The organism is Marinobacterium litorale DSM 23545 (assembly GCF_000428985.1).
GTDB lineage: Bacteria > Pseudomonadota > Gammaproteobacteria > Pseudomonadales > Balneatricaceae > Marinobacterium_D > Marinobacterium_D litorale.
In genome coordinates this window covers 1-22,914 of the sequence record NZ_AUAZ01000001.1, presented here as the reverse complement: position 1 = coordinate 22,914, position 22,914 = coordinate 1, and the positions used below count along the sequence as shown (strand labels likewise).

General features: G+C 57.2%; 17 protein-coding genes and 1 pseudogene. 11 read left to right on the top strand and 7 right to left on the bottom strand.

What is annotated here, in order from left to right:
- Positions 1–2 precede the first annotated feature (2 nt).
- The 3 genes from G403_RS0100090 (at position 3) to G403_RS24230 (ending at position 4,948) form a co-directional block, all read left to right on the top strand.
- Positions 3–2,552 carry a circularly permuted type 2 ATP-grasp protein gene (locus tag G403_RS0100090; RefSeq protein WP_245578168.1) on the top strand — a complete coding sequence of 850 codons (2,550 nt, stop codon included), beginning with the start codon at positions 3–5 and terminating at the stop codon, positions 2,550–2,552.
- On the top strand, positions 2,549–3,436 hold the full coding sequence (locus tag G403_RS0100085) for a transglutaminase family protein (protein ID WP_027852185.1): 888 nt from the start codon (positions 2,549–2,551) through the stop codon (positions 3,434–3,436). Before G403_RS0100090 ends, G403_RS0100085 begins: the two co-directional genes overlap by 4 nt.
- Positions 3,437–3,565: 129 nt before the next feature.
- The gene (locus tag G403_RS24230) at positions 3,566–4,948 is read left to right on the top strand and encodes an HD-GYP domain-containing protein (RefSeq protein ID WP_051298276.1); all 1,383 of its coding nucleotides are present in this window, start codon (positions 3,566–3,568) and stop codon (positions 4,946–4,948) included.
- Positions 4,949–4,969: 21 nt separating this feature from the next.
- Here G403_RS24230 and G403_RS0100075 read toward each other — a convergent pair whose 3' ends face one another.
- The gene (locus G403_RS0100075) at positions 4,970–5,812 is read right to left on the bottom strand and encodes a class III extradiol dioxygenase family protein (RefSeq protein ID WP_027852184.1); all 843 of its coding nucleotides are present in this window, start codon (positions 5,810–5,812) and stop codon (positions 4,970–4,972) included.
- Positions 5,805–6,206 (bottom strand): protocatechuate 3,4-dioxygenase, encoded by a 402-nt coding sequence (locus tag G403_RS0100070; RefSeq protein WP_027852183.1) that lies wholly within the window; start codon positions 6,204–6,206, stop codon positions 5,805–5,807. Before G403_RS0100070 ends, G403_RS0100075 begins: the two co-directional genes overlap by 8 nt.
- Positions 6,207–6,360: 154 nt before the next feature.
- Here G403_RS0100070 and G403_RS0100065 point away from each other — a divergent pair, with 154 nt between their 5' ends.
- Positions 6,361–7,266 carry a helix-turn-helix domain-containing protein gene (locus G403_RS0100065; protein WP_169719869.1) on the top strand — a complete coding sequence of 302 codons (906 nt, stop codon included), beginning with the start codon at positions 6,361–6,363 and terminating at the stop codon, positions 7,264–7,266.
- Here the strand turns inward: G403_RS0100065 and G403_RS24225 are convergent.
- Positions 7,256–10,087: a bifunctional diguanylate cyclase/phosphodiesterase gene (locus tag G403_RS24225; protein ID WP_051298275.1), complete on the bottom strand. Its 2,832-nt coding sequence runs from the start codon at positions 10,085–10,087 to the stop codon at positions 7,256–7,258. The two genes, G403_RS0100065 and G403_RS24225, sit on opposite strands and share 11 nt — an antisense overlap.
- A gap of 204 nt (positions 10,088–10,291) precedes the next feature.
- On the opposite strand from G403_RS24225, the gene G403_RS0100055 reads away from it, so the two are divergent.
- Entirely contained in the window at positions 10,292–11,308 is a 1,017-nt protein-coding gene (locus tag G403_RS0100055) for an adenosine deaminase (protein WP_027852181.1), read from the top strand.
- Here G403_RS0100055 and G403_RS24220 read toward each other — a convergent pair.
- Positions 11,274–14,264, bottom strand: a complete 2,991-nt coding sequence (locus G403_RS24220) for a bifunctional diguanylate cyclase/phosphodiesterase (protein WP_169719868.1) — start codon at positions 14,262–14,264, stop codon at positions 11,274–11,276. The two genes, G403_RS0100055 and G403_RS24220, sit on opposite strands and share 35 nt — an antisense overlap.
- Before the next feature lie 462 nt (positions 14,265–14,726).
- On the opposite strand from G403_RS24220, the gene G403_RS0100045 reads away from it, so the two are divergent.
- From G403_RS0100045 to G403_RS0100035, 3 genes are read left to right on the top strand one after another with little or no spacing between them, the layout of a single operon-like run.
- Positions 14,727–15,731, top strand: coding sequence for a lysylphosphatidylglycerol synthase transmembrane domain-containing protein (locus G403_RS0100045; protein ID WP_342665420.1), 1,005 nt, complete (start codon positions 14,727–14,729; stop codon positions 15,729–15,731).
- Positions 15,724–18,003 carry a glycosyltransferase gene (locus tag G403_RS21555; protein WP_084403869.1) on the top strand — a complete coding sequence of 760 codons (2,280 nt, stop codon included), beginning with the start codon at positions 15,724–15,726 and terminating at the stop codon, positions 18,001–18,003. Before G403_RS0100045 ends, G403_RS21555 begins: the two co-directional genes overlap by 8 nt.
- On the top strand, positions 17,996–18,319 hold the full coding sequence (locus G403_RS0100035) for a hypothetical protein (RefSeq protein WP_027852179.1): 324 nt from the start codon (positions 17,996–17,998) through the stop codon (positions 18,317–18,319). The genes G403_RS21555 and G403_RS0100035 overlap by 8 nt, the downstream gene beginning before the upstream one ends.
- Here the strand turns inward: G403_RS0100035 and G403_RS25835 are convergent.
- Positions 18,316–18,708 carry a CZB domain-containing protein gene (locus G403_RS25835; RefSeq protein WP_425411688.1) on the bottom strand — a complete coding sequence of 131 codons (393 nt, stop codon included), beginning with the start codon at positions 18,706–18,708 and terminating at the stop codon, positions 18,316–18,318. The genes G403_RS0100035 and G403_RS25835 overlap by 4 nt on opposite strands.
- Before the next feature lie 33 nt (positions 18,709–18,741).
- Positions 18,742–19,380 (bottom strand): annotated as a pseudogene (locus tag G403_RS25830) (methyl-accepting chemotaxis protein); the annotation flags it as partial.
- A 129-nt stretch (positions 19,381–19,509) separates the two neighbouring features.
- Between G403_RS25830 and dinB the strand changes: the two are divergent.
- The gene (dinB, locus tag G403_RS0100025) at positions 19,510–20,553 is read left to right on the top strand and encodes a DNA polymerase IV (protein ID WP_036231899.1); all 1,044 of its coding nucleotides are present in this window, start codon (positions 19,510–19,512) and stop codon (positions 20,551–20,553) included.
- On the opposite strand, the gene G403_RS0100020 is transcribed toward dinB, so the two are convergent.
- The gene (locus G403_RS0100020) at positions 20,539–21,813 is read right to left on the bottom strand and encodes an NAD(P)/FAD-dependent oxidoreductase (protein ID WP_027852176.1); all 1,275 of its coding nucleotides are present in this window, start codon (positions 21,811–21,813) and stop codon (positions 20,539–20,541) included. The genes dinB and G403_RS0100020 overlap by 15 nt on opposite strands.
- Positions 21,814–22,025: 212 nt before the next feature.
- Between G403_RS0100020 and G403_RS0100015 the strand changes: the two genes are divergently transcribed.
- Complete coding sequence (locus tag G403_RS0100015) at positions 22,026–22,544, top strand: hypothetical protein (protein WP_027852175.1); 519 nt, start codon at positions 22,026–22,028, stop codon at positions 22,542–22,544.
- A 135-nt stretch (positions 22,545–22,679) separates the two neighbouring features.
- The coding region (locus G403_RS24765; RefSeq protein ID WP_156899610.1) for a DUF4372 domain-containing protein at positions 22,680–22,914 on the top strand (235 nt) is incomplete at its 3' end.

Sequence of the window (22,914 nt, the reverse complement as noted above, 5' to 3'; positions counted from 1 at the left end):
ACGTGGCAACGCAAGATAGCCTGAAACCGGTCGAGAACGCCCTGCGTTACTCAAGACCGGACAGCTTCTATGACGAAGTGTACAGCCCCGAAGGCAAGGTGCGCGAACACTGGCGCTACCTGCTCGAAGGGCTGACCGCCATGGGGACCGAGGGCCTCAGCGACCGTCAGAGGAAAGCGTTGCGCATCCTCCGTGACGACGGTGCTACATACAACATCGCCGGCGAGGCGGATACCAGCCGTACCTGGGGCCTGGATCCGATCCCACTGCTGATCGACAGCGAAGAGTGGAGCCGCATTGAGACCGGCCTGGTCGAGCGCGCAGAGCTGTTCGATTTGATCCTGAAAGACCTCTATGGCCCCCGGGAACTGATCCGGCACCGCATCATCCCGCCGGAGCTGCTTTACTCCCACCATGGATTTCTGCGTGCCTGTCAGGGCGTACGTATTCCCGGTGACAAACAGCTAATCCTGCACGGTGTCGATATGGTTCGAAATTGCGATGGCCAAATGACAGTCATCGGTGATCGCACCCAGGCACCCAGTGGCGCCGGTTATGCGCTGGAAAACCGGACCGTGATGTCGCGGGTTTTGCCGAGCCTGTTCCGCGACAGCCAGGTACACCGCCTGTCGCTGTTTTTCCAGGCGATGCGGCGCAAAATGGCATCGCTTTCACCCAACGGCGATTCACCGCGGGTCGTGATTCTGACCCCGGGTGCCTACAGCGAAACCTATTTCGAACATACCTACCTGGCCAACTATCTGGGCTACTCACTGGTTCAGGGCGGTGACCTCACGGTTCGAAACGGGTATGTCTGGATGAAGTCACTGGATGGGCTGCACCGGGTCGATATTATCCTGCGTCGTGTGGATGACACCTGGTGTGACCCGGTGGAGCTGCGCTCGGACTCACACCTGGGCGTTGCAGGCTTGCTGGAGGTTGCCCGCGCCGGTAACGTTGTCATTGCCAATCCACTGGGTTCGGGCGTACTGGAAAATCCGGCACTGCATAAATTCCTGCCCGAGATCGCACACTTTTTCCTCGGTCACGAGTTAGCCCTGCCCTCCGCAAAAACCTGGTGGATGGGGGATCCGGAAGATCGATCCCATGTCCTCGCAAACCTGAACAAACTGATTATCAAGCCCACGGCCCGACGCGCCGGTGAGCAGAGCGTCTACTGCCAGACCCTGAACCCGGCGCAGCTGGAAAAGCTCAAGCAGCAGATCTGCGCGGCCCCCCTGCACTACATTGCTCAGGAAGCCAACCTGCCCGGCTCGTCTCCATCCTGGCAACACAACGAGCTGCTCCCTCGGCCCACAGTCCTGCGCGGCTTTGCCGTCGCCGACCAGAGCGCCTACAGCATCATGCCGGGAGGACTGACCCGCGTCGCCAGCAGCTGCGATCAGTGGATTGTCAGTAACCAGCTGGGCGCCACCAGCAAAGATACCTGGGTGCTCGCCTCCGAGCCCCAGCGCCGGGTCAGCTTTATCGAAGAGCGCCCGCCGGTGTTTGTCGAGGATCAGACCAGTGACCTGCCCAGCCGCGTGGTGGAAAACCTGTTCTGGCTGGGCCGCTACAGCGAACGGGCGGAAGCGGGCATGCGCCTGCTGCGAACCGTATTTATCCAGCTCAACAGTACCGGTGTTCTGCCCGAAAATGTGCGCGACCTGCTGCTCAAAGCGGTGACGCAGGTCACAACGACGTACCCCGGCTTTAATGGCCCCAGTGGTGCATCACTGGCCAAACCCGAGGATGAGCTGCTGTCCGTGATACTTGATTCACGGCGTTCAGGCAGTATCACCGCCAATCTGCGGGCCATGCTCAACTGCACCGAAGAAACCAAGGAGATGCTTTCTGCCGATACCCACCGGGTGATCAACGACCTGCGTGATGCGCTGTCGCAGTTACCGGCTCAGCTACGCAATGGCCTGACAGCCGCGCCCGAAGAAGCACTGGATCCACTGGTCACCACGTTGCTGGCGCTGTCGGGCCTGACGCAGGAAAGCATGATTCGTGGCTTCGGCTGGCGTTTCCTGGAGATGGGGCGGCGCCTGGAGCGCACCCTGCAAAGCACCGCGCTGTTACGGGCCCTACTGGTGCCGGTTCTGGAAGATTCGGAGCAGGAGCAGGTGGTAGAAACAGTCCTGCTAACCAGCGAAGTCCTGATCACCTACCGTCGGCGCTACCGGACCCGGCCTCTGCTGGATCAGGGTCTGACCCTGATCATGCTCGACAAGACCAACCCGCGCTCACTGCACTACCAGATCGACCTGTTACGCCAACATATAGAACAGTTGCAGAGTCGCGAACGCTCACCGGTGCTGACTGAAGAGCACCGCAGCATTCTGGAAGCACTGACACTGGTCCAGCTAACACGTCCGGCAGAACTGGCGGAAGCGGCCGACAGCGGCATCCGAGAAATCATGGATGAACGTCTGGCCCGGATACAGACGCTACTCTGTACGGCAGCCAATGCGGTCTCCGACCGGTACTTTGACCACCGCAGCGGTCCGCAGCAGCTGGTGCAGTCGAGCTGGAGCGAAGAGCCATGATCTACCGCATCCGACACCTGACAAAGTACGAGTACGCCAACCCGGTCTCCCTGTGCTACAACCGCGCCCACCTGCTGCCCCGGGATACTCAGCGTCAGCAGTGCCTGAGCACACAGATCCGTATCACCCCGACACCGGTGTACAGCGTGCGTCGCGAGGATTTTTACGCCAATCTTTACTACTATTTTTCGATCCAGGAGCCCCACAGCTCCCTGCAGATCGACGTAACCAGCCAGATCAAAATCATTCAGCCCACGCTTAATTTTGATCTCGACCTGGGCAATAGCTGTGCCCGGGCACTGGAATTGACACGCAGTGCCGTGGATGAAGAGACGTTGTTAGCCCGGGAGTTCTGTCTGGACTCGCCCATGATTCGCGCGACTGATGTGATTCGAGAGTATGCCGCGCCCTCATTCAGTGAAGACCGGCCCCTGCTGTCGGCGGTCCGGGAGTTGACCACGCGTATCTATACCGACTTTAAATACGACCCGGGTTTCAGCAACGTGGCCACGCCCCTGCACGCAGTGCTGGAACACCGTCGTGGCGTGTGCCAGGACTTCGCTCACCTGGCCATCGCCTGCCTGCGCTCACTGGGCTTCGCCGCACGCTATGTCAGTGGCTACCTGGAAACCCTGCCCCCGCCGGGCCAGCAAAAGCTGATCGGCTCCGATGCATCACACGCCTGGTTTGCGGTCTACTCACCGGGTGAGGGCTGGTTCGAATTTGACCCCACCAACGACAACATGCCGGCAGAACAACACATTACCACCGCCATTGGCCGGGATTACGGGGATGTGACACCGCTACGCGGTGTAATCTTCGATGGGGGCGGCTCTCAGAAGCTCAGCGTCTCGGTCGACGTGGCCGCACTGCCGGATACATGAAACCCACAAATACCTGGTCTGACGCCCTTTTTAGCTGGTACGGACACTTTTATCCGGCACCCGTGGTTTTCTCCACGAGTACTATCACGCACAATAGGGTTTTATCCTAGCTCTGCCGGAGTGAACCGAATGCCGGAGATAACTGCCGACCGGAACCACAAACTGCGTATACCGCTCTCCATGCGCTTTCTGATTGTGGCCCTGCTCATCCTGCTGCTGAACGGTGTCATCATGACTCAGCGCAGCGATGCCGTCATGGAGGAGGCATTTCTCAGCGAAACCAGCAGCCAGATCGGCATTCTTCTGGACACTCTGGGCCGCAATATCGAACTGGGGCGCTTGCCTGCCACCGATCAGGCTCTGGAGAGCGAAGCCGATGCGATCAACGCCAGCCAGAACCGGATGGAAGTTCTCGAGCTCTATATTTTCGGTGAGGATGGCACCATCATCGCCCACAGCGATGCCAGCCGTTCAGCCAAAGAGATCAGCGGGCCCTACGCACGGGTGATCGAGTCCCGGCAGAGCTCTCTGGGCGAAAAACATGAGTGGGACCAACACCATGAAACGGTCAAAGCGGACTATATGATTCCGATCAAACTGCCCGATGGCCGAATCGCCGGGCTTGAGGCGGAGATGAACCTGACCGGTATCAAAATGGCCATTAGTCGCTTTGACGGACCGTTCGAGCAGCAGATGTGGTACTCGATTCTGTTCAGCTCAGCCGTGATGCTGGTGTTACTGGGCCTCTACACCCACTATCGTTTAACCGGCCCGGTTCAACACCTCCATCGCACGGTTCAGGCTTTATACAAGGGCAAGCTGGAGAGTCGCGCCGATGTACGTCAGAACGATGAGATCGGTGAACTGGGCAGTGGCATCAATCACCTGGCGCAAAGCGTTCAGGATCTGCTCGAGGCTCAGGAAAAAAGCTATATTGAGACCCTCAAATCCCTGACTCAGGCATTGGAAGCCAAAGACCCCTACACCGCCCAGCACTCCGGTCGTGTTTCCCATTACGCAAAGCGCCTGGGCGAACGGATTGGCCTTGATGCCGAGCAGATCTCGATGCTGCGACGAGGCGCCCTGATGCACGACCTGGGCAAAATCGGCATCCCCGACAGCATCCTTAACAAGCCGGCCCCGCTGGATGATGAAGAGTATCACCGCATGCGCCAGCATCCGGTGATGACCGCCAGCATCATGAAGCCGCTGAGTCGTTTCCGAGCCTTTGCCGATATCGCCGCCTGGCACCATGAACGCTGGGATGGCAAAGGCTATCCCGACGGTCTGGCGGGCGAGGAGATACCATTATTGGCGCGCATCGTAGCCATTGCCGACACCTGGGATGCCATGACCGGTGACCGTATATACCGTAAGGGGATGACCGCCGAGAAAGCGATCTCAATACTTGAAGCGGAGAAAGAGCAGGGGCAGTTCGACCCCCACTTGATTGAAGCGTTTATCGCGATGATTCGAGAAGATCTGCGCCAAAAGGAACCGGCTCGGGCATAAAACACCGAGCCGGATTACCCATTACTGAGCATCGGTGAGCAGCAGCACACCGGCGCCGGTATTGGAGATCGGCGCGTGGTAGTGCTTGTGCAGCACATCCACCTTATCGCTGAGTGCACCGCGCATGATCATCCACATGATCACCTCGATCCCCTCAGTACCCGCTTTTTCCATAATGTAATCATTGGACAGCCCGGTCATCCACTCGGGCTCATTGATGATCTTGTCGATGCACTGCAGATCAAACTCCACATCGATGATACCCGCGCGCTCACCCTGCAGCTGGTGTGACAGGCCACCGGTGCCGATAACCACGACTTTCAGATCGTCCGGATAGCTATCCACCGCCTTGCGCAGAGCCTTACCCAGTTTGAAGCAGCGAGCGGCACTGGTCAGCGGATGTTGCACGGTATTAACGGCCAGCGGAATCGCCTTCAGCGGCCAGCTCTCATGATGGCGCCAGAACAGATTCATTGGCACCATGAAGCCGTGGTCCACCTTCATCTCCTGACAGGTGGTCATATCGAACTCCTGCCGAATCAGCGACTCGGCCAGATGCCATGAAAACTGCGCATCCCCGGGCACATCGGCGCTGGCGGGAATGCCCCAGCCCTCGTCGTCATTCTGGTAGTTGTCAGCACAGCCCAGCGCGAAGGTGGGTACCTGATTCAGGAAGAAATTCAAGCCATGATCGTTGTAGACCACGATGGCGAGATCCGGTTTAACCTCATCCAACCACTGCTTGACCGGCTCATAACCCTCGAAAAACCGCTTCCAGTATGGATCCTGCTCCAGGCCCTCAGCCATGGCATTGCCTACGGCGGGAATATGCGATGTTGTCAGTCCACCTATAATCTTAGCCATGCCAGTATCCCCCTTCGCGCTTCAGCTGAGTTTCAAAACCGGCCGACTGATCGAGCAGTTTTTGTTTGAATTCGGCGGTGGTAATGCCCTGGAATGCAGCACCGGCATCTTGCACATTTAGTCCATGGAAGACCGCGATTTTGGCCAGGTAATAGACGTTACCACCCAAGTGCAACAGCTTGAGGAAATCCCCGGCCAAGACCGCTTCACGCTGTTCATCACTCAACCCGTAACGGCGGCAGTAGCCATCCATATCAGCCGCGAATGCCTTCCTGTTTTCTTCGGAGTTGAAAGAAAAAGCCATCTTGTTTAGTGCATAACCGGAATTAGCACGTTTTCCATCAAAAACGTACGTACCCGGTATCTCGTCGTAGTCGTGTCGAGTCCAAACCATAACCGTTCCGCCTTTTGTTTATTTTCAGTCGTTGCCGGCACAGCCTGGGCGCCGGCAGGTGGAACCATTCTGGGTTTAAACACCTCTTCACTGAAGGGACATACAGCATTAAAACTTGTATATTTCGAAGATATCCAGCTTAAGTGAGATGCTGATGAGTGAGCCCTATCCAATACCTACGGTTCAGTTTTATGGCGAAGAGCAGTGGCGTGCCGACACCGACGATTTACATTGTGAACCCCTGATCACCCGTTCCCGTGCGCACGCCTTCAAGATTCGTCCCCACCGTCATCCGGGGCTTGTACAGCTGTTTCATCTGCAAAGCGGGCAGGGACAGGCAAAAATCGACGGGCATATTCAGACAGTCCACGCGCCCCAGCTCATCATTATTTCCCCCATGTGTGTGCATGATTTCCTTTGGTCGGGGGACGTCAGTGGCACGGTTGTTTCTATTTCCATGGCCCGACTGGAGCGCACACAGCGAGCCCTGAACCGGTCTCAACCGGTGCTGTCACAAACACAGCTGGTGCCGTTGGAAAAGGATGAAAAGCGGCTCGAAACGCTGCTGGAGATGCTGCTTGAGGAGTACCGGAACGCCCCGGACAGCAGCCGGGACCGCTCACTGCAGGCGTTGATTGATCTGCTGGTGATCCGCTGTGAACGGCTCCAGCAGCGACAGGCCGGCAAGCCCGTGATGCAGCACCCCCGCAGTCGCCATCTGGAAACCTACCTGGAGCGGATCAATCAGAGTTATCACCATGGAATGACTGTGGAGCAGTACGCGGATGAGTTGGGTATCACACCGCCCTACCTGAATCAGCTCTGCAAACAGCTGACCGGGCGCACTGCGATTCAGCTGCTCCATGAGCGACGCCTGCTCGAAGCTCAACGCCAACTCACGTATACCGCCACCCGTGTTCAGGATATTGCGGCAGAGCTCGGGTTTAACGACCCCGCCTACTTCACGCGCTTTTTTCGCAATCAGACCGGCGTCTCGCCACGCCAGTACCGCCAGATCGCCGGACAGCGCCAGGGGCCGCCGGCTCCGCTTAAACGGTAATTTTCAGAGACTCCGGCGGAACCGGCCGCCCCAGCAGGTACCCCTGCACACTGTTGCAGTCATGCTGCGCCAAAAATGCCTGCTGAGCCTCGGTTTCAACCCCCTCGGCCAGCACCTCGATCCCCAGGCTGCGGCCCAGCGCAATGATCGTCAGAATAACGGCTTCATCCTTCGGATTCTTGCCGATATCGCGCGTAAACGCCTGGTCAATTTTCAGACGGTCCAGTGGCAGGTGCTTGAGTCGATCAAGCGATGAGTAGCCCGTGCCAAAATCATCCAGCGCGATGCGATAGCCGGATTTACGAAGGTTATGCAGCTGCATCATCGCCAGATCCGGATCCTGCATGATCATCAACTCGGTGATCTCCAGCTCAATCCGACTCCGATGGACCTCTTTCTCATCCACCAGCGCATTCAGACGCTCGACAAAATCCACCTGCAACAGCTGCTGCGGCGATATATTGATCGCCACACAGGGCATCGCGAACCCCTCGGCATCCCAGCGCTGCATCTGTTCACAAGCCAGTTCAATCACCTGCCAGCCCAGCGGGATGATCAGCTGAGTTTCTTCCGCCAGCTCGATAAACTGCCCCGGTGGGAGCAAGCCATGTTCGGGATGCTGCCAACGCACCAACGCTTCAGTACCTACGGGCTTCATACTGGCCAAGTCAAACTGAGGCTGGTAATGCAACACCAACTCCCGCCGCTGCAGCGCCAGGCGCAGGTCCTGCTCCAGCGAGAAGGAGCGAAACGCCTGATCGGTATATTCTTCGGTATAAACCACGTAGCGATTCTTACCGTGAGCTTTGGCGCGATACATGGCCGTATCGGCGTGTTTAATCAGGGTATCCAGATCACGGCCATGCTCGGGATAGAGGCTGATGCCGATACTGGCGGTCACCTGCAGGCGAACAGCGTCTACCTCAAGCGGCAGCGTGCAGGCGATCAGAACGCGATCAGCCTCATCACAGGCGGCACGCTTATCGCCTTCCACCAGCAGAATAAACTCGTCACCGCCCATGCGGTAAAGATGACTCCCTTTCGGCAGACGCTCGCAGAGCACTTCCGACAACTTGCGCAGCAATCGATCCCCCATCTGGTGCCCCAAACTATCATTGATCAGTTTGAAGCGATCGAGATCGATAAACAGCAACGAGAACGCTTTGGCTTCACCAGCACTGATCCGCCCATGCACGGTCTCAAGCAGATGTGCGCGGTTCGGTAGCCCTGTCAGATCATCATGCCTGGCCTGGAACGCCAGCGAGCGCGTCTGCCGGTTGACCTCGGCGAGCAGTATTCTTTCTCGATCATGCATCGCCAGCATCAACACGGAGGTGACAACGGCGCTCAACGCCAGCATCAGCTGCAGATCAAGCGCATTGCTGGCCGGGTGTGCGGCCATGTAGTCAGCACCGGGGTGAGCCTCTATATGCCACTGACGTTGGCCCACCTGAAGCTCAAACGTACTTGTTAGCGCTTTGTCTGCCTGCTCGATTCCCGCTGACGAGAAAAACGGTTTACTGTCTCCTTCCTCATAGAGCGACAACTCGATCGCACCGCGGGATTTCCCTTCAACTGCGCCAGACAGCAGCTGGTCCACGGTAAATACCCCGACCATAAAGCCCACCAGCACGCGCTGGCGACTGAGCGGGCCATAGTCGCCGATCAAGCGGTACACCGGGTGCAGAATCAAAAACCCGGCTTCATCCGGTGCCTGGGTCAAATTCAGGATTTCGGTCACCACAGGCGCGCCCGTCTCCTGTGCCAGAATGACCCAGCGCCGCCTGTCTTCCAGTGACAGGAGGTTGAACCCCAGCGCAGGCCGGTTCATCTCGATCGGCTCCACAAACTGCACCGGGATTAGCAGATCACTGTCGTGCGGCGACTCACCGTAAACCTCATAGGGCTCCCCCAGCAACTCGGCTGTCCGACGTTCGAATACGGAACGGTTTTCCCGGCTAATCAACGGGTCCCAGGAGTAGGCGCGGACACTGGGATTATCCGATTTCAGCGCCAGAACCTGTTGACGGAATGCGGCAGGACTGACCCCGCCCGGCTCGGTGAAGCGCTGTCCAAGGAAAGAGAGGTCTGCGAAGTTTCGCTGGACCGCCGAGGAGAGCTGGGCCTGAATCAACCGTGTATCGCGTTCAAAGTCCCGCTTGAGCTGTGAGCCCAGCCGCTCCATAAAGAGCGCATTGAGCAACATGACGGCGACAATGACGCCAATCAACCGGACGGCAAGAGACAGGTGTCTTTTCTTACCCTCTCGGTCCTTCAACAGCGCCAGAATCAGGGGCGTCACAACGATGGCACCGAAGCTGTCACCGATCCACCAGCTCGACCAGTCACTCAGAAAGCCGGCACTACCCCCGGCGGCGTTGATGAAGGTTACCGCGCTTGTGCCGATGGTGGCATTGATCAGACAACTGACTGGCCCTGCAATCAAGGCATAGGCGAACAGGGCTCTGCCACTGCCGGGGGCCAGTGGGTCGGCATCAAACAGGCGAATCAACGCGCCCGCTACGGCCGCCTGAATACAGGCCCCGGCACCGATCAGTAACGCGGTCAGGATATTGGCTGTGGTAAGCGAGTCGCTCCAGCTCAGCGGGATAACCAGGTTAAAGGCCAGGTTACCCAGCAGCACACCCGGCAATATACCGGGGCCAAAGCGCAGCACGGCGGCCAGAGCAACACCCGCCGGCGCCCAAAATGGCATGATCTGCTGATGCAGGCCCACACCACTGGCGAGCAACGCGGTTGCCAGATAGGTCAACGCCAACAGCAGAATCGAACCCAGGTAACCTACAAAACCGCTCGGCACACTGCTCCTTAGGACACCTGAACCAGGGCCCTGGTATCGAAAACCGGCAACACCGGGCGGAGAATCACCCATGCCACTGGTTGGAACGTTAAGTTATTGTTGTGGTTACTTTATAGAATGTATCTTGCCAAGAAAAGACTCTCTGATTGACGCCCGGCAAGCCCAGCTTAAACTTTAACCAACATCACTGTGCGGAGAAGCACTATGCCCAATGCCGATACTGACTTTATCCGCCGCTTGCCCAAAGCGGAACTTCACCTCCACCTGGAGGGCACGCTGGAAGCGGAACTGATGTTTGCCCTGGCTGATCGCAACAAGATCAAACTGCCCTACCCGGACGTGGCAACCCTGAAAGCGGCCTATGACTTTGACAACCTGCAGTCTTTTCTGAACCTCTACTATCAAGGTGCCGATGTACTGCGCACGGAACAGGACTTTTATGATCTGACCTGGGCGTATCTGCAACGGTGTGCCGACGATGGCGTTGTCCATGTGGAACCGTTTTTTGATCCACAGACCCACACGCAAAGGGGCTTACCCATTGAAGTACCGCTTCAAGGTATTCATCGGGCACTGGTAGACGGCGAACAGAAACTGGGAATCACCCATGCCCTGATACTGAGTTTCCTGCGAGACCTGAGTGAAGCATCAGCCCTGCAAACGCTGGAATCGGCTATGCCTTTTCGCGACCGCTTCATTGGAGTAGGACTGGACAGTGCCGAACAGGGCAACCCGCCTAGCAAGTTTCAGCAGGTATTCCAAAAGGCACGGGAGCTGGGGTTTCATGTCGTCGCCCACGCTGGAGAGGAAGGGCCTCCGGCCTATATTCGCGAAGCGCTGGAGCTGTTGCAGGTGGAACGTATTGATCATGGCGTGCGCTGTACCGACGATCCGGACCTGGTCGACGAGCTCAAACAGCGATTCATCCCACTGACCGTTTGTCCTCTATCCAATACACGGCTGAAGGTGTTCCGGACAATGGCGGATCACAATCTGATGGCGCTGCTGGATCAGGGCCTGTGCATCACCATTAACGCGGATGACCCGGCCTATTTCGGCGGCTACCTGCTGGATAATTTTATCGCGGTCCGGGATGCCCTCGGCATGACTGAATCTCAGGCTCGCCAACTGGCCCGGAACAGTCTGACAGCCAGTTTCCTGCCCGATCACAGGAAGGATGAATGGGTCACTCGACTGGAAGCGATTGCCGTGAACGACTGACGAACTGGATAAACTGCTCCGGCGGTAACGCAGGGCTACAGAGGTAGCCCTGGTAGGTATCGCATGACATCGCCCGTAAAGCATCGAGCTGCTCCTGAGTCTCGACCCCCTCAGCCAGTACCCGCATGCCAAGGCTGCGTCCCATCGCCACGATCGTGCGGGCAATTGCAGTCCCTTCGGGCTCGTGGGGCAGCGCATCGACAAAGGACTTGTCGATTTTAAGCACATCCAGCGGGAAGCGACGCAGATAGGCCAAAGACGAATATCCGGTTCCAAAATCATCCAGCGCCAGTCGCATCCCCTGCTTACGCAGACGGGAAAGTAACAGTTCAGCCGTGTCCGGGTCGTGCATCAACGCCCCCTCTGTCAGCTCAAGCTCCAGCCACTGCGCCGGCAATGCGCACCGCTCCAGAATGGTTGCAATGCGCTCTGTCAACCGCTCGCTGCGCAGTTGTCCCGGCGACAGATTGACCGCCAAGGGCAGCGGAGGGTGTCCCTGCGCAATCCATTGAGCGCCCTGCCTGCACACCTCTTGCAGCACCCAGTCACCCAGGATATTGATCAGACCCGACTGTTCGGCCAGGGGGATAAATTCGGCCGGCGGAATGTATCCCCGCTCCGCATCCGGCCAGCGGACCAGGGCTTCAGCACCGACAATGTTGCCGCTGACGATATCAACTTGAGGTTGGTAGTGGACTTCAAGCTGCTCATTCTCAATCGCACGGCGTAGTTTGACTTCCAGCTCGACGCGACGCGCGGCCTCTCTTGTCAGCTCCTCGGAGAAGAAGCTGTAGGAGCCACGGCCCAGTGACTTGGCACGATATAGCGCCGCATCGGCCTCCTGCAGCATGTCTTGAGCGGTCAACGCCTTCCGGGACTGACTCAGGCTGATACCGATGCTGACACCCGGCTTAATCTCCACCCCGTTCGAGAGCTTGCAGGTTTGAGACATCAGCGCGATCAGGTGCTCGGCTACCCGGCTGGCGTCAAAGCGACGCCCGGAACCCACCAGCATGACCCCGAACTCATCGCCGCCCAAACGCGCCAGGGTATCACTCTCACGCAGATAGCCCCCCATTCGAACCGCTATCAGCTGCAGCAGTTCATCACCCACGGCGTGACCATAGCTGTCATTCACATCCTTGAAGTGGTCCAGATCAAGAATCAGCAGCGCAACTTCGTTTTGATGTCGATGACTCGAGCGCAGCGCTTGATCCAACAAGGAGAGAAATAGAGTCCGGTTGGGAAGTTCCGTCACCGGATCGTTGTGGGCCAGAAACTCGATCCGCTCCGACGAGCGCTTGATCTCAGTCACATCAGCGAATACGGCTACATAGCGCCGCTCGCCCCCGTCCGGGTCATCCACCCGCGTGATCGTCAGCAGCTCCGGAATCAAGGTGCCATCTTTACGCCGGTTCCAGATTTCACCCTGCCAGCTGCCATCCCGGTCCAGGCTGTCCCACATTCGGCGGTAGAAGGCCGCATCGTGCCGACCGGAACTGAACAGACGGGGCGTCTCTCCGATGACTTCGGACGGCTCATAGCCTAACAGCTGGCTAAAGGCCCGGTTCACCTCGAGAATTCGCTGCTCGTCATCGGTTACCACGACACCCTCACGGGTGCTCTGAAACACCGCACCGGCCAGCTGCAAACGCTCTTCATGCTCTTTGCGTGCCTGCACATCCCTGATCAACGCTTCAATTTCCGGTCCTTCCGCGCCGCTATGAGCAACCAGCTGCGCCTCGACCCAACGCGCCGTTCCATCGGCACTGAGCAGCCGAAAACGCTGCTGGCTGTCACTGACCACCTGTGCCGAAAGTTGACAGAAACGGGCCTGATCCGACGCAAAGATCAACGAGTCCAGTGGACGTCCTATCAACGCGTTTGCCTCATAGCCCCAGCGCTTGACGTTGCCGCTGACGAACAGAATCGTGTGCGGTGCCGAAAGAGACCAACGCAATACCACGACCGAGCTTGACTCAATGATCTGATTGGCGGTCTCCAGCTTCTGGCGACGTGCCAGATTGGCCAATGAAAAGCTGATATCACTGGCCATCTCCGCCAGGGTTCGCATCACCCACTGATCGAAAAAGTAGGGCTGGCTGGAGTACAGCGTCAGATTGCCGACCAGCTCACCCTCCTGGTGCAGAGGCAGCGCCGCAACTGCCTGAATCCCCCCCAAACGTGCCAGACGCCGAGTCTGATCATCCATCTGAACGGTTTCATCGACCACATTCCAGATCTGAATCCGGTTCGCCTTGAGCGCCTGAATAGTGGGCGCCTTTTCACCGATTTTGTCCACCGCATTGAGCACCTGGAGCAGCTCGGCCTCGTTCTCACTCTCCCAAACTAACGGCACCAGTTTCTCGTCGCGATAGGAACCGATCCAGGCATGATGAATATGCCCCTGACGAACCGCGATGGAGACGATCGACTGCAGCAGCGATTGACGATCCCGCGCCCGGACGATGGCCTGATTGGTCTGAGACAGCATTTCATACAGATCGCGCTGACGCTGCAGCAAGTTAAGCGCCAGCCTCTGCTCGGTGATATCGTACGCGGTCGCCAACAGGTAACGGCAATCCTCTTCATCCCTGATCAGCTGCAGATCAAATTCGAGACACCGCCGCACCTGGTCGTTCTGACGCACCAACCAGTGCTCCACATGGTGGTAGCTCAACTCGCCACGCTTAAACCGAACATATATGTCGGTGGCTGCCTCCCGTTCAGCCTCAACCAGCAGCGCGTGAAACGACGCCCAGCTCATTCGATCCGGATCCACCCCAAGCAGCCGTCCCATCGACCGGTTGTTCCAGCTCCACTGTTCATGATCCAGATCCAGCAGCGCAACGCCCAGATAGGGCAACTCCCGGCACCGACGGGTCAACCTGTCCCACCGCTGGGCATGAAACGAGCGGCGATACACCTGAACCAACCAAAGGGTCAGGCTACCCATAAATATGACTGGGACTGTAACCCACCAAACCGGGAGCGGCTGCTCGGGAATCAGCAGCAGTGCAACTATCAGCAAAGTGAGGCCAGCAAGCAGGAGAGCGAGCCCCCTGCTACTTCTGCCCGAAAAATCCATCGCGTCTCGTACTCCCGAACCGGGTGTAACATCGATATCAGGGCAGTCGACCGACATGGAGAGAGGCGCGTGTCGATCTAACCTGTGTGCGACTCAGTATAGTAAAGTTCGTGACTACACAGAGGTTGCCCGAGAAACAATAAAGTTGCTTATGGCCGACAATATAGCCCCTATTGCCCCTTATAACCAGAGGGTCATTATCGATAAACCACTGTTTATCAAGGGTTGATTTCCTGGCCGCTCACCCCACAATAGAGCTAACACCACCTTAGGAGAGATCGCATCAGGGACTCGAGCGCACAACCCTCCCAGCGCCCCTCGCTGAAAAGGTTGCTCCTTTTCACGGCCTTGTTCATTGCACTGAGCGCCGCAGTGCCCTACGTGATGGTCAGCGAGCTCGATCTGGAGCGGCCCGCGCTGGATGGTCGGCTGTTCGACCCGTTGTTTCTTCTAGCACTCGCTTTACTGTTGTTGCTCTACTTCACCTGCGATGGATTGCGTCTCTACTTTACGCTGCGCGCACTGGGCTACCGAATTCCGCTGCTGGCTCAGACCCGGCTCGTATTCATCAACCTGCTCGTCTCCAATGTAACGCCCATGGCGACAGGCGGCGGCGTCGCCCAGATCTGGTACCTTCGTCATCAGGGCGTTCACCTGGGTGCGGCGACAGCGGCTACCACGCTGAGAACGCTACAAGCAGTTTTCTTTATTTTTCTACCGACCCCGCTACTGCTTCTACTGCTGCCGCCTTTACGGGAGAGCCCGCTGGGCGATCAGCTGGCTGCCTACCTGGCGCTCTTCGCGGCCGCTTACCTGCTTTTTTTCGCAGTGCTGCTCTGGCGCATGCGCTGGCTTCTGGCCACCGCCGATCAAGTGATTCTGTTGCTGAGTCGTTTTCACCTCATCAACCAACAGCGTCGCGGGCGCTGGCATTTCTTTATCCGTCGTGAACTGCTGCGCTTTCGCTACGCATGCCGCGCTTTCTTTCAAGGTCAGTGCGGCTACGCTTTGCTGGCGATTCTATTTACGGCAGGCTTTCTTCTGGCGCTGTTCTCCTTCCCGGCCGTGGTACTCTGGGGCCTGGATTATGATGTGGACTACGGGCTGACGCTGGGCCTTCTCGTTGTCACAACGTTTATCATGTATTTCGCCCCGACACCCGGCGCCTCCGGCGTCGCCGAGGGGGTGTTTGGCCTGTTCTTCTCCGCACTGGTGCAGTCCGGTGATCTGGTGCTGACCATCCTCGTCTGGCGTTTTTTAACCATTCATCTGGGCATGCTGATCGGCGTTCCTGTCACTCTCCACACCGTTTTCAGGCCGAGGCCCAATGACTAAACCACGGTTACGCGCCCTCTTTTATCTCAATGCCCTGATCGTTGCCCTGTTGGTGATCTACAAGATCTATCTGAATTTCTTCGAGCAGGATTTTTCCGCAATCCATGCCACGCAGGTAGAACGGATCGAGGCGGCACTGGCAGGACGCGACGAGTTCAGGTTCGCCGTTGTCGGTAATATCAACAACTCGATCGGTATTTTTGAGCGCAAGATCATACCGCGCCTGAACAGCGCCGATATCGACTTTATGATTTCGGCGGGCGATGCCGTCAGCAGCGGTGGAGAAGATAAGTACCGCGCCCTCTACCGAACCCTCTCGCGTCTTGAGATACCCTATTTGCTGACCTTCGGGGAAAATGAGAACAGTCGCTTAGGGGGCTTTCGCTTTTACGATCATTTTGGCCCTTACCTGTTCTCTTTTGCGGCCGGGAACAGCCGTTTTATTTTCCTCGACAGTACCGGTAAAACAAGCCCCCAGTGGCAGTTACGCTGGCTTGAAGAGGAGCTTCAGGCTAACCGGCAACCGCACACCTTCCTGTTTAGCGATTACGCCCTGCGTCCGGTCGAGGATTCTTCTCCACTGGGGATCGAATTTGAATACCTGTTCCCGGACACTCTGCGCAACGCCTTTGTCATGCTGGCCGAAACCCATAACGTCGACACCGCCTTTTCAACCGGTCTGCCGCTCTATGTCAGCCAGCAACCCCAGGGGACGCGCTATATTATGACGGGCGGGGGCGGTGGTTTTGTGCCCAGTACCGACCAGGGTTTCTATCACTATACGCTGGTTACTGTTAACGAGAGCGGAGTCAGCGTCGAGCCCGTCCGGCTGGACTCCGGCCAGCATCCAATCTGGCGGACTCTGGAAGGACTCTGGTTCTTTATCCACTCGCTTTTTTATGTGGGGTATCTCAATTTTATTCTGCTCGTGAGTGCGTTAGTCCTTGTGGGCACCGGGCTGTATAGCGCTATCTTCGTTGACCGTGACTACTACCCCAGCTACGACGTGGAGCCCGAGCCTTACCTTGATAAATCATTGCGTATAGCCATGTTTACCAACAACTACCTGCCCTTTATCGGGGGCGTACCCATCTCAATCGATCGCTTAAGACGGGGATTGAAAGAGCGCGGTCACCAGGTACGGGTTGTAGCACCGGGCTACGACTCACCCGCTAAAGACGAGGACGAAACAATCCGCGCCGGTGCGTTGCTACCCCTGGGTAAGAAGCGCGAATTTCGACTGGCAAACATCTTTGAACCTCGAATCTACACCCGTATCTTCCGGTTCAAGCCTGACTTGATCCATGTCCACCACCCGTTCTGGCTTGGCAGTGCAGGCTTGTTTATCGCACGGCGACTCAGAGTTCCGGCGATCTATACCTACCATACCCGGCTGGAGCACTACGCCCATTACGTGCCCTTGCCCGGCCCACTCTTCCGTAATCTGGTCTCTCACAGTCTGGTACGCCGGTTTGCCAACCGCTGCGACGGGGTCATCGTACCCACCGAGTCTGCAGAGGAGTACCTGCGCATGATTGGCGTCAAAAAGCCGGTGTTCGTGCAGCCCACAGGCATTGAGTTCAACCGGTTCAGGGATGTACCGCAAGCACAGATCGATAAGCGCAGGGCGGAGCTCAAACTGGGCAATGAAAAGGTACTGATCAGCATCTCCCGCCTGAGCCGGGAAAAAGATATCGATTTCCTGATTGAAGGGTTGCTTAAGCTGAAACAGCGTGGCCAGGTCAGCTTCCGCTGCTTGATTCTTGGTGATGGCCAGGAGCGCGAACGACTGGAGCGGAAAATCGCGACTCTGGACCTGGCGAATCAGGTACAGCTGCTGGGTGCGGTCCCGCCCGATGAGCTGGCCGCGTACTGTCGTCTTGGAGATCTGTTTGTCTTCGCCTCACGCTCTGAAACCCAGGGCATGGTCGTACTGGAGGCCATGGCCGCGGGCATGCCGGTTGTCGCAGTTCGCTCTAGCGGCATCGATGATATCGTCACTGACGACAAAAACGGTTATAAAACCGCCCCCGACCGCAGCCAGTGGTGCGACCGGGTAGAATCTCTGCTGTTGGACGACAGCAAACACCAAGCCCTTTCGAGCCAGGCGCTGGACTGCGCCCGGGCGCATAGCGTGGAGAACTTCAGCGCGCAGGTACATCGCATCTACGCCTGTGTACTGGCCCAGCACAGCAGTTCAACAGATACTGTCTCAACCACGCAGGAGGGTGACAACCAAGCCGGAAAGCGGTCTAATCGCCGACATGAGTAAACGCGTCACTAAAGCCGATCTACGCCGCGAGCTGGAACGACAGGTTGCTGAATATGTCAGCGACGGCGGTGAAATTCAGCAAGTCACACAGGGTGCCAGCGGACTGGACGAACGAAGCGCCTATCACCCGCCATTTACCGATGGCAGGGGCGCGCAGCCACGCACTCCACTGATGGACGTGATGGCCGCCGTCGACGCCCGTCGCAGCAAGTCCGCACATAAACCCGACAAAAGCCGCGCGGCTCCGCGCAAACCCCGTAAAAAAATAATCTACGACGACTTCGGGGAACCGGTCAGGGAGGTCTGGGAGGATTAGAAGCTGAGGCTGCGCTCCGCTTCCTGAGCCATACTGTCAATCACTTCCGCAACTTTCAGGCTCGCCTCCTCCATGGCCGCCAGGTGACGCACCGTATCTGCCATCCGGTTTTCCGCCGCCGCATCAAGCGCCGCTCGGCCCGACCGGTGCACGGCCTCATGGGGTGCTTCGAGGCGATGAAAGCTTTGCAGTTCACTGTAGCGCTGCGCACCTTCGCCCATGTAATACCACTGGCCCAAACGACAGGCCGTATGGTCCGCCACCGCCTGTTCATGAGTGGCGCGGCCATTAATCAGCGCATCATAGATATTGTTTTTCCAGGCCACATGATCGAGTTTGACGGTCTCAAAAAACGCGTCGGAGGCACTGTTACTGATCACCTCGCGCATGCGGCCAGACAGGCTAACGACTTGATCCATACCGGCCCGGATCTGCTCCGCGGACGCCACCACCTCTTCACTCGCCGTTTGCACTGAACCGATATCACCGCTGGCGGCCTGAGTACTGACAACGATTTTATTCACCAGCGCGGCGATCTCGCTGCTGGCATCGCTGGCCTTGCGCGCCAAATTCCTAACCTCATCAGCTACCACGGCAAATCCACGGCCGGATTCACCGGCCCGGGCCGCTTCTATCGCCGCATTCAATGCGAGCAGATTGGTCTGATCGGAGATATCCGTGATGACCGAGACGAACTTCTCAATTTGATCGGCCAGGGATGTAAGCTCACTGAGCTTGCCGGTACTTTCCTGCGCACCGTTGCGGATCTGATGGATCTGCGAAAGAATCTGTTGGACCGCACCGCGGCTTTCATCAAAAATAGTCCGCGAACTATTCAGTCCCTCGCGCTCATCAAGCAGGGACTGCGCGCTGCCGGCAATACTTTCCCGGGTCGCTTGAATCAGCTGCCCCCCTTTAATCCAGGCGCCACACAGCTGCTGTTCGTACCCTGCGTCCTGAGACTGAGCACTCGCCTGGCTGGCCAGCTGCTCCTGTAAACGCGCGTTTTCTGCTTCAAGGCGACGGTTATCTGCCTGGATCTCCTGCAGCGTCGCTTCCATACCGGCAAGTTGCTGTTTAATTTTATTATTGTTGAAAAACACGTTGAGCTCCCTTATACACAAATCCATGCGACGCAAGTGTACTCCAAATAGCGTACCGGGGGTTAACACCTCGCGAGGCGCCCGATAATGCAGCGAAAGATTATCCATGTGGATATGGATGCTTTTTACGCCTCAGTGGAAATTCGGGATAACCCCGCTCTGAAAGGCAAGCCGATCGCCGTGGGCGGTAAAGCGGATTCCAGGGGCGTGATTTCCACCTGCAGCTATGAAGCGCGCCGCTTCGGTATTCATTCGGCTATGCCCAGTGCCGAAGCCAAGCGCCGCTGCCCGGAGCTGATATTGATTCCGGGACGCATGTCGGTTTACAAGGCCGTATCGGCCCAGATACGCGAAGTGTTTGCCCGCTATACCGAGTTGATTGAGCCGCTATCGCTTGATGAAGCCTACCTGGATGTCAGTGATTGCAGGGCGTGCCGGGGAAGTGCCACATTAATTGCCGAGCAGATTCGCCGTGAAATCCTGGAGGAAACCGGACTGACCGCATCAGCCGGCATCGCCCCTAATAAGTTTCTGGCCAAAATCGCCTCGGACGAGAACAAGCCCAACGGCCAATGCGTGATCACGCCCGATCAGGTCGAATCCTTTGTGGCGGCGTTACCCCTGCACAAGTTCCCGGGCGTCGGGCCAAGAACCGCTGAAAAACTGGAGTCGCTGGGTTTGAAACAGGGAAGCGACCTGCTGAATTGGTCGCTGGAAGCGTTGACCGAAGCGTTTGGCAAGTTTGGACACAGCCTCTATCAGCGTGCCCGGGGCATTGATAACCGCCCGGTACAACCGTCGCGAGAGCGCAAATCCGTTGGCGTGGAAACCACCCTGGCGCGGGATCTGGTCACCTCGGGGCAGTGTCGCGACGTGCTCGAAAGCCTCCTGCCCGAACTCCGGAAACGACTCCGGGGCCGTACGTTCAAGTCGGTGACGGTCAAACTGAAATTTCATGATTTTCAGCAGACTACGGCCGCCGGCCAGGCCGTTCAGCTTCGCAGCGACATTCTCGACGCGGTGCTGAATACGGCTTACGCGCGGGCCGCCGGAAGACGTGTGCGCCTGGTCGGCATCAGCGTCACCCTGGACGAGACGCCGCCATCAGAGCAGTTGTCACTGGGATTTTAGCTTTTCGATCCCCAGTGATTTCAGCACAACCTTCTCGTAGATCGGGTCACACTGGCCATGGCTGACCTTGCGCATGAAGTATTTCTCAAACGCCACCTTGGCGAGATGCACCCATTTGCCCTTTTTCATCCAGTTGACGTTACGTGGCGGGATCTGGGGCATGGCCACAAAGGCGATCCCGGTATCCCCCATATCGGCCAGACAGACCGCATTCCAGCTCGCCCGGGAGGAAGCCGGTTCGCCATCCAGCTCGGCGCGGATATTCAAGGCGGTGGCCGTCACCATGCTTTCGATCATAAAACCGGTTTTGGGCACCCCGGTAGGTACCGGGGTAGGCTTTTTTGGGGCGATGGCTACAGCGACACCGATACCCCAGATATTGGGATGGGTCGGGTTGCGTTGGTAGTCGTCGATAATCACAAAGCCCCGGGGGTTCACCAGCCCCTCCACCCCACGCACCGCATCGATGCCGGTAAAAGCCGGTAACATCATTGAATAGTCAAACGGCAACTCGTGGCGTTTCTTCTCCTCGCCCTGCTCATCACACTCGACCACATACATCACACCGTTTTCGATCTTTTCAACGCGCGCATTACAGATCCAGTCGATATGGTGCTGTCTGAGCTCCGATTCCATCATGGTTTTGCTGTCGCCCACACCATCAAGACCCAGGTGCCCAATGTAGGGCTCGGGCGTCACGAAGGTAATCGGTACCTGATCGCGGATTTTACGGTCACGCAGGTCCTTATCCATAATGAATGCAAACTCATAGGCGGGTCCAAAGCAGGAGGCGCCTTGAACGGCACCCACGACGATGGGCCCCGGCTTCTCGACAAACACTTTCCAGCGCTCACAGGCCTTCTCGGCGTGATCCACATGGCAGATGGATTGAGTTTCCCCCTCAGGGCCAAGGCCCGGAACTTCATCGAAGGCCAGGCGCGGACCGGTCGCAATCACCAGATGATCGTAGGTGAGGCTGCGTCCGTCGGAGAGCTCCAGACGGTTGCCTTCAGGTACTACCTTTTCCACCACGGCCACAACCAGCTCAATGGAACGTTTGCTCAGTGGTTTATCAAGGGGGATCAGGATGTCATCTCGCTTACGCCAGTCGACGGCGACCCAGGGATTGGAGGGGACGAAATGAAAATAGTCCTTGTCACTGACGACGATGACCCGATCCTCAGGGCGCGCCAACGCCTTCATCTCATAAGCCATCGGCATACCGCCAACGCCGGCACCGATAATCACGATATCCGCCATGAATCACTCCTGCTGCTGTTGTTTTTATTAATACAATTTAATTTAGCTTTTACTAATATTAAAAACAACCGTCAATTCCTACTATTGACCTGACATGCCCCGCGGATATGAATGGAATTCCCGACGAAAACTTGCTTTACTTATACTTTGATATAATTTGAATGGATGCAGTATCCGGTTTTCCGGAAATCGATAGCCATGGACACTTACAGATGAACACCGTCCTGAAGTCGATTCTCATCGTGCTGGTTGTCAGTTTTATCGGCACCAGGGGCATCATGTTTTTGGTCGACGAAAAACTGGCCCTGAACCCGACCAATGCTGAAGTCGATACCGATGCACGGAGCGCGAGAATGCAAGCGGAGCAGGAAGCTGATCGGCTTGCAGAGGCTATTGCAGCAGGCGCTGATCCAACAGAAGTCAGTGCCCCCACTGCGGCCGGGCAGTCCAACCCAGCACCCTGCCGAACCGGTCGCATCGAAATGCCGGAAAACAGATATGGGCTGGATGGCGATATCTACATCGCCCGGACCATCGGTGATAAGACCTATATCCAGGTATCGCCCCTGACACCCACCTTTCTGGTGCAACAGGATTTCCAGATGGTCACTGCTTCTCGATTAAGCCGTTTTCCTGACGACGTCACCCCGAAGATCCGTGAAGTTTTCATGATGATCGAGCACTGCGACGTTGCGCCTCTCCATCTGGCATCGGTATTACCCCCTCAGTGAAAACGCGCTAAAACGTAAAAGAAGGGAGCCGCTGGGCCACTGCTGTCCCATAAATAGCAGTAAATGAAAAAGCCTGAATCCGAGTGAGTAAAATGAGAGTGCGACCAAACACTCTACTCACAAAGGATTCAGGCTTTGTCTCATCATAACACCGCGTTTCATCAGTTGCTCCAGCCCTTGTCCAGACATGATTTCGAGCGAACGGCCCGTGAGCATCATGTAGGGCAAAAGCTCCGTTCTGCTTCACGCTGGGATCAGTTCATTGGCATTGCGATGTCCCAGATTTCTGGCCGACAAAGCCTTCGAGATATCGAGTCCAGCCTCGCCAGTCAGCGGCATAAGCTCTACCACCTCGGAGCCAAGCCTATTG

Bases quoted from the DNA above. Each gene is read 5' to 3' on its own strand.
- G403_RS21555 (WP_084403869.1), top strand. From the start codon at position 15,724: ATGACTAAACCACGGTTACGCGCCCTCTTTTATCTCAATGCCCTGATC.
- G403_RS0100055 (WP_027852181.1), top strand. From the start codon at position 10,292: ATGCCCAATGCCGATACTGACTTTATCCGCCGCTTGCCCAAAGCGGAA.
- G403_RS25835 (WP_425411688.1), bottom strand. From the start codon at position 18,708: ATGCGCGAGGTGATCAGTAACAGTGCCTCCGACGCGTTTTTTGAGACC.
- G403_RS0100020 (WP_027852176.1), bottom strand. From the start codon at position 21,813: ATGGCGGATATCGTGATTATCGGTGCCGGCGTTGGCGGTATGCCGATG.
- G403_RS0100070 (WP_027852183.1), bottom strand. From the start codon at position 6,206: ATGGTTTGGACTCGACACGACTACGACGAGATACCGGGTACGTACGTT.
- G403_RS0100035 (WP_027852179.1), top strand. From the start codon at position 17,996: ATGAGTAAACGCGTCACTAAAGCCGATCTACGCCGCGAGCTGGAACGA.
- G403_RS0100085 (WP_027852185.1), top strand. From the start codon at position 2,549: ATGATCTACCGCATCCGACACCTGACAAAGTACGAGTACGCCAACCCG.
- dinB (WP_036231899.1), top strand. From the start codon at position 19,510: ATGCAGCGAAAGATTATCCATGTGGATATGGATGCTTTTTACGCCTCA.
- G403_RS0100065 (WP_169719869.1), top strand. From the start codon at position 6,361: ATGAGTGAGCCCTATCCAATACCTACGGTTCAGTTTTATGGCGAAGAG.
- G403_RS24220 (WP_169719868.1), bottom strand. From the start codon at position 14,264: ATGGGTAGCCTGACCCTTTGGTTGGTTCAGGTGTATCGCCGCTCGTTT.
- G403_RS0100075 (WP_027852184.1), bottom strand. From the start codon at position 5,812: ATGGCTAAGATTATAGGTGGACTGACAACATCGCATATTCCCGCCGTA.
- G403_RS24230 (WP_051298276.1), top strand. From the start codon at position 3,566: ATGCCGGAGATAACTGCCGACCGGAACCACAAACTGCGTATACCGCTC.
- G403_RS0100015 (WP_027852175.1), top strand. From the start codon at position 22,026: ATGAACACCGTCCTGAAGTCGATTCTCATCGTGCTGGTTGTCAGTTTT.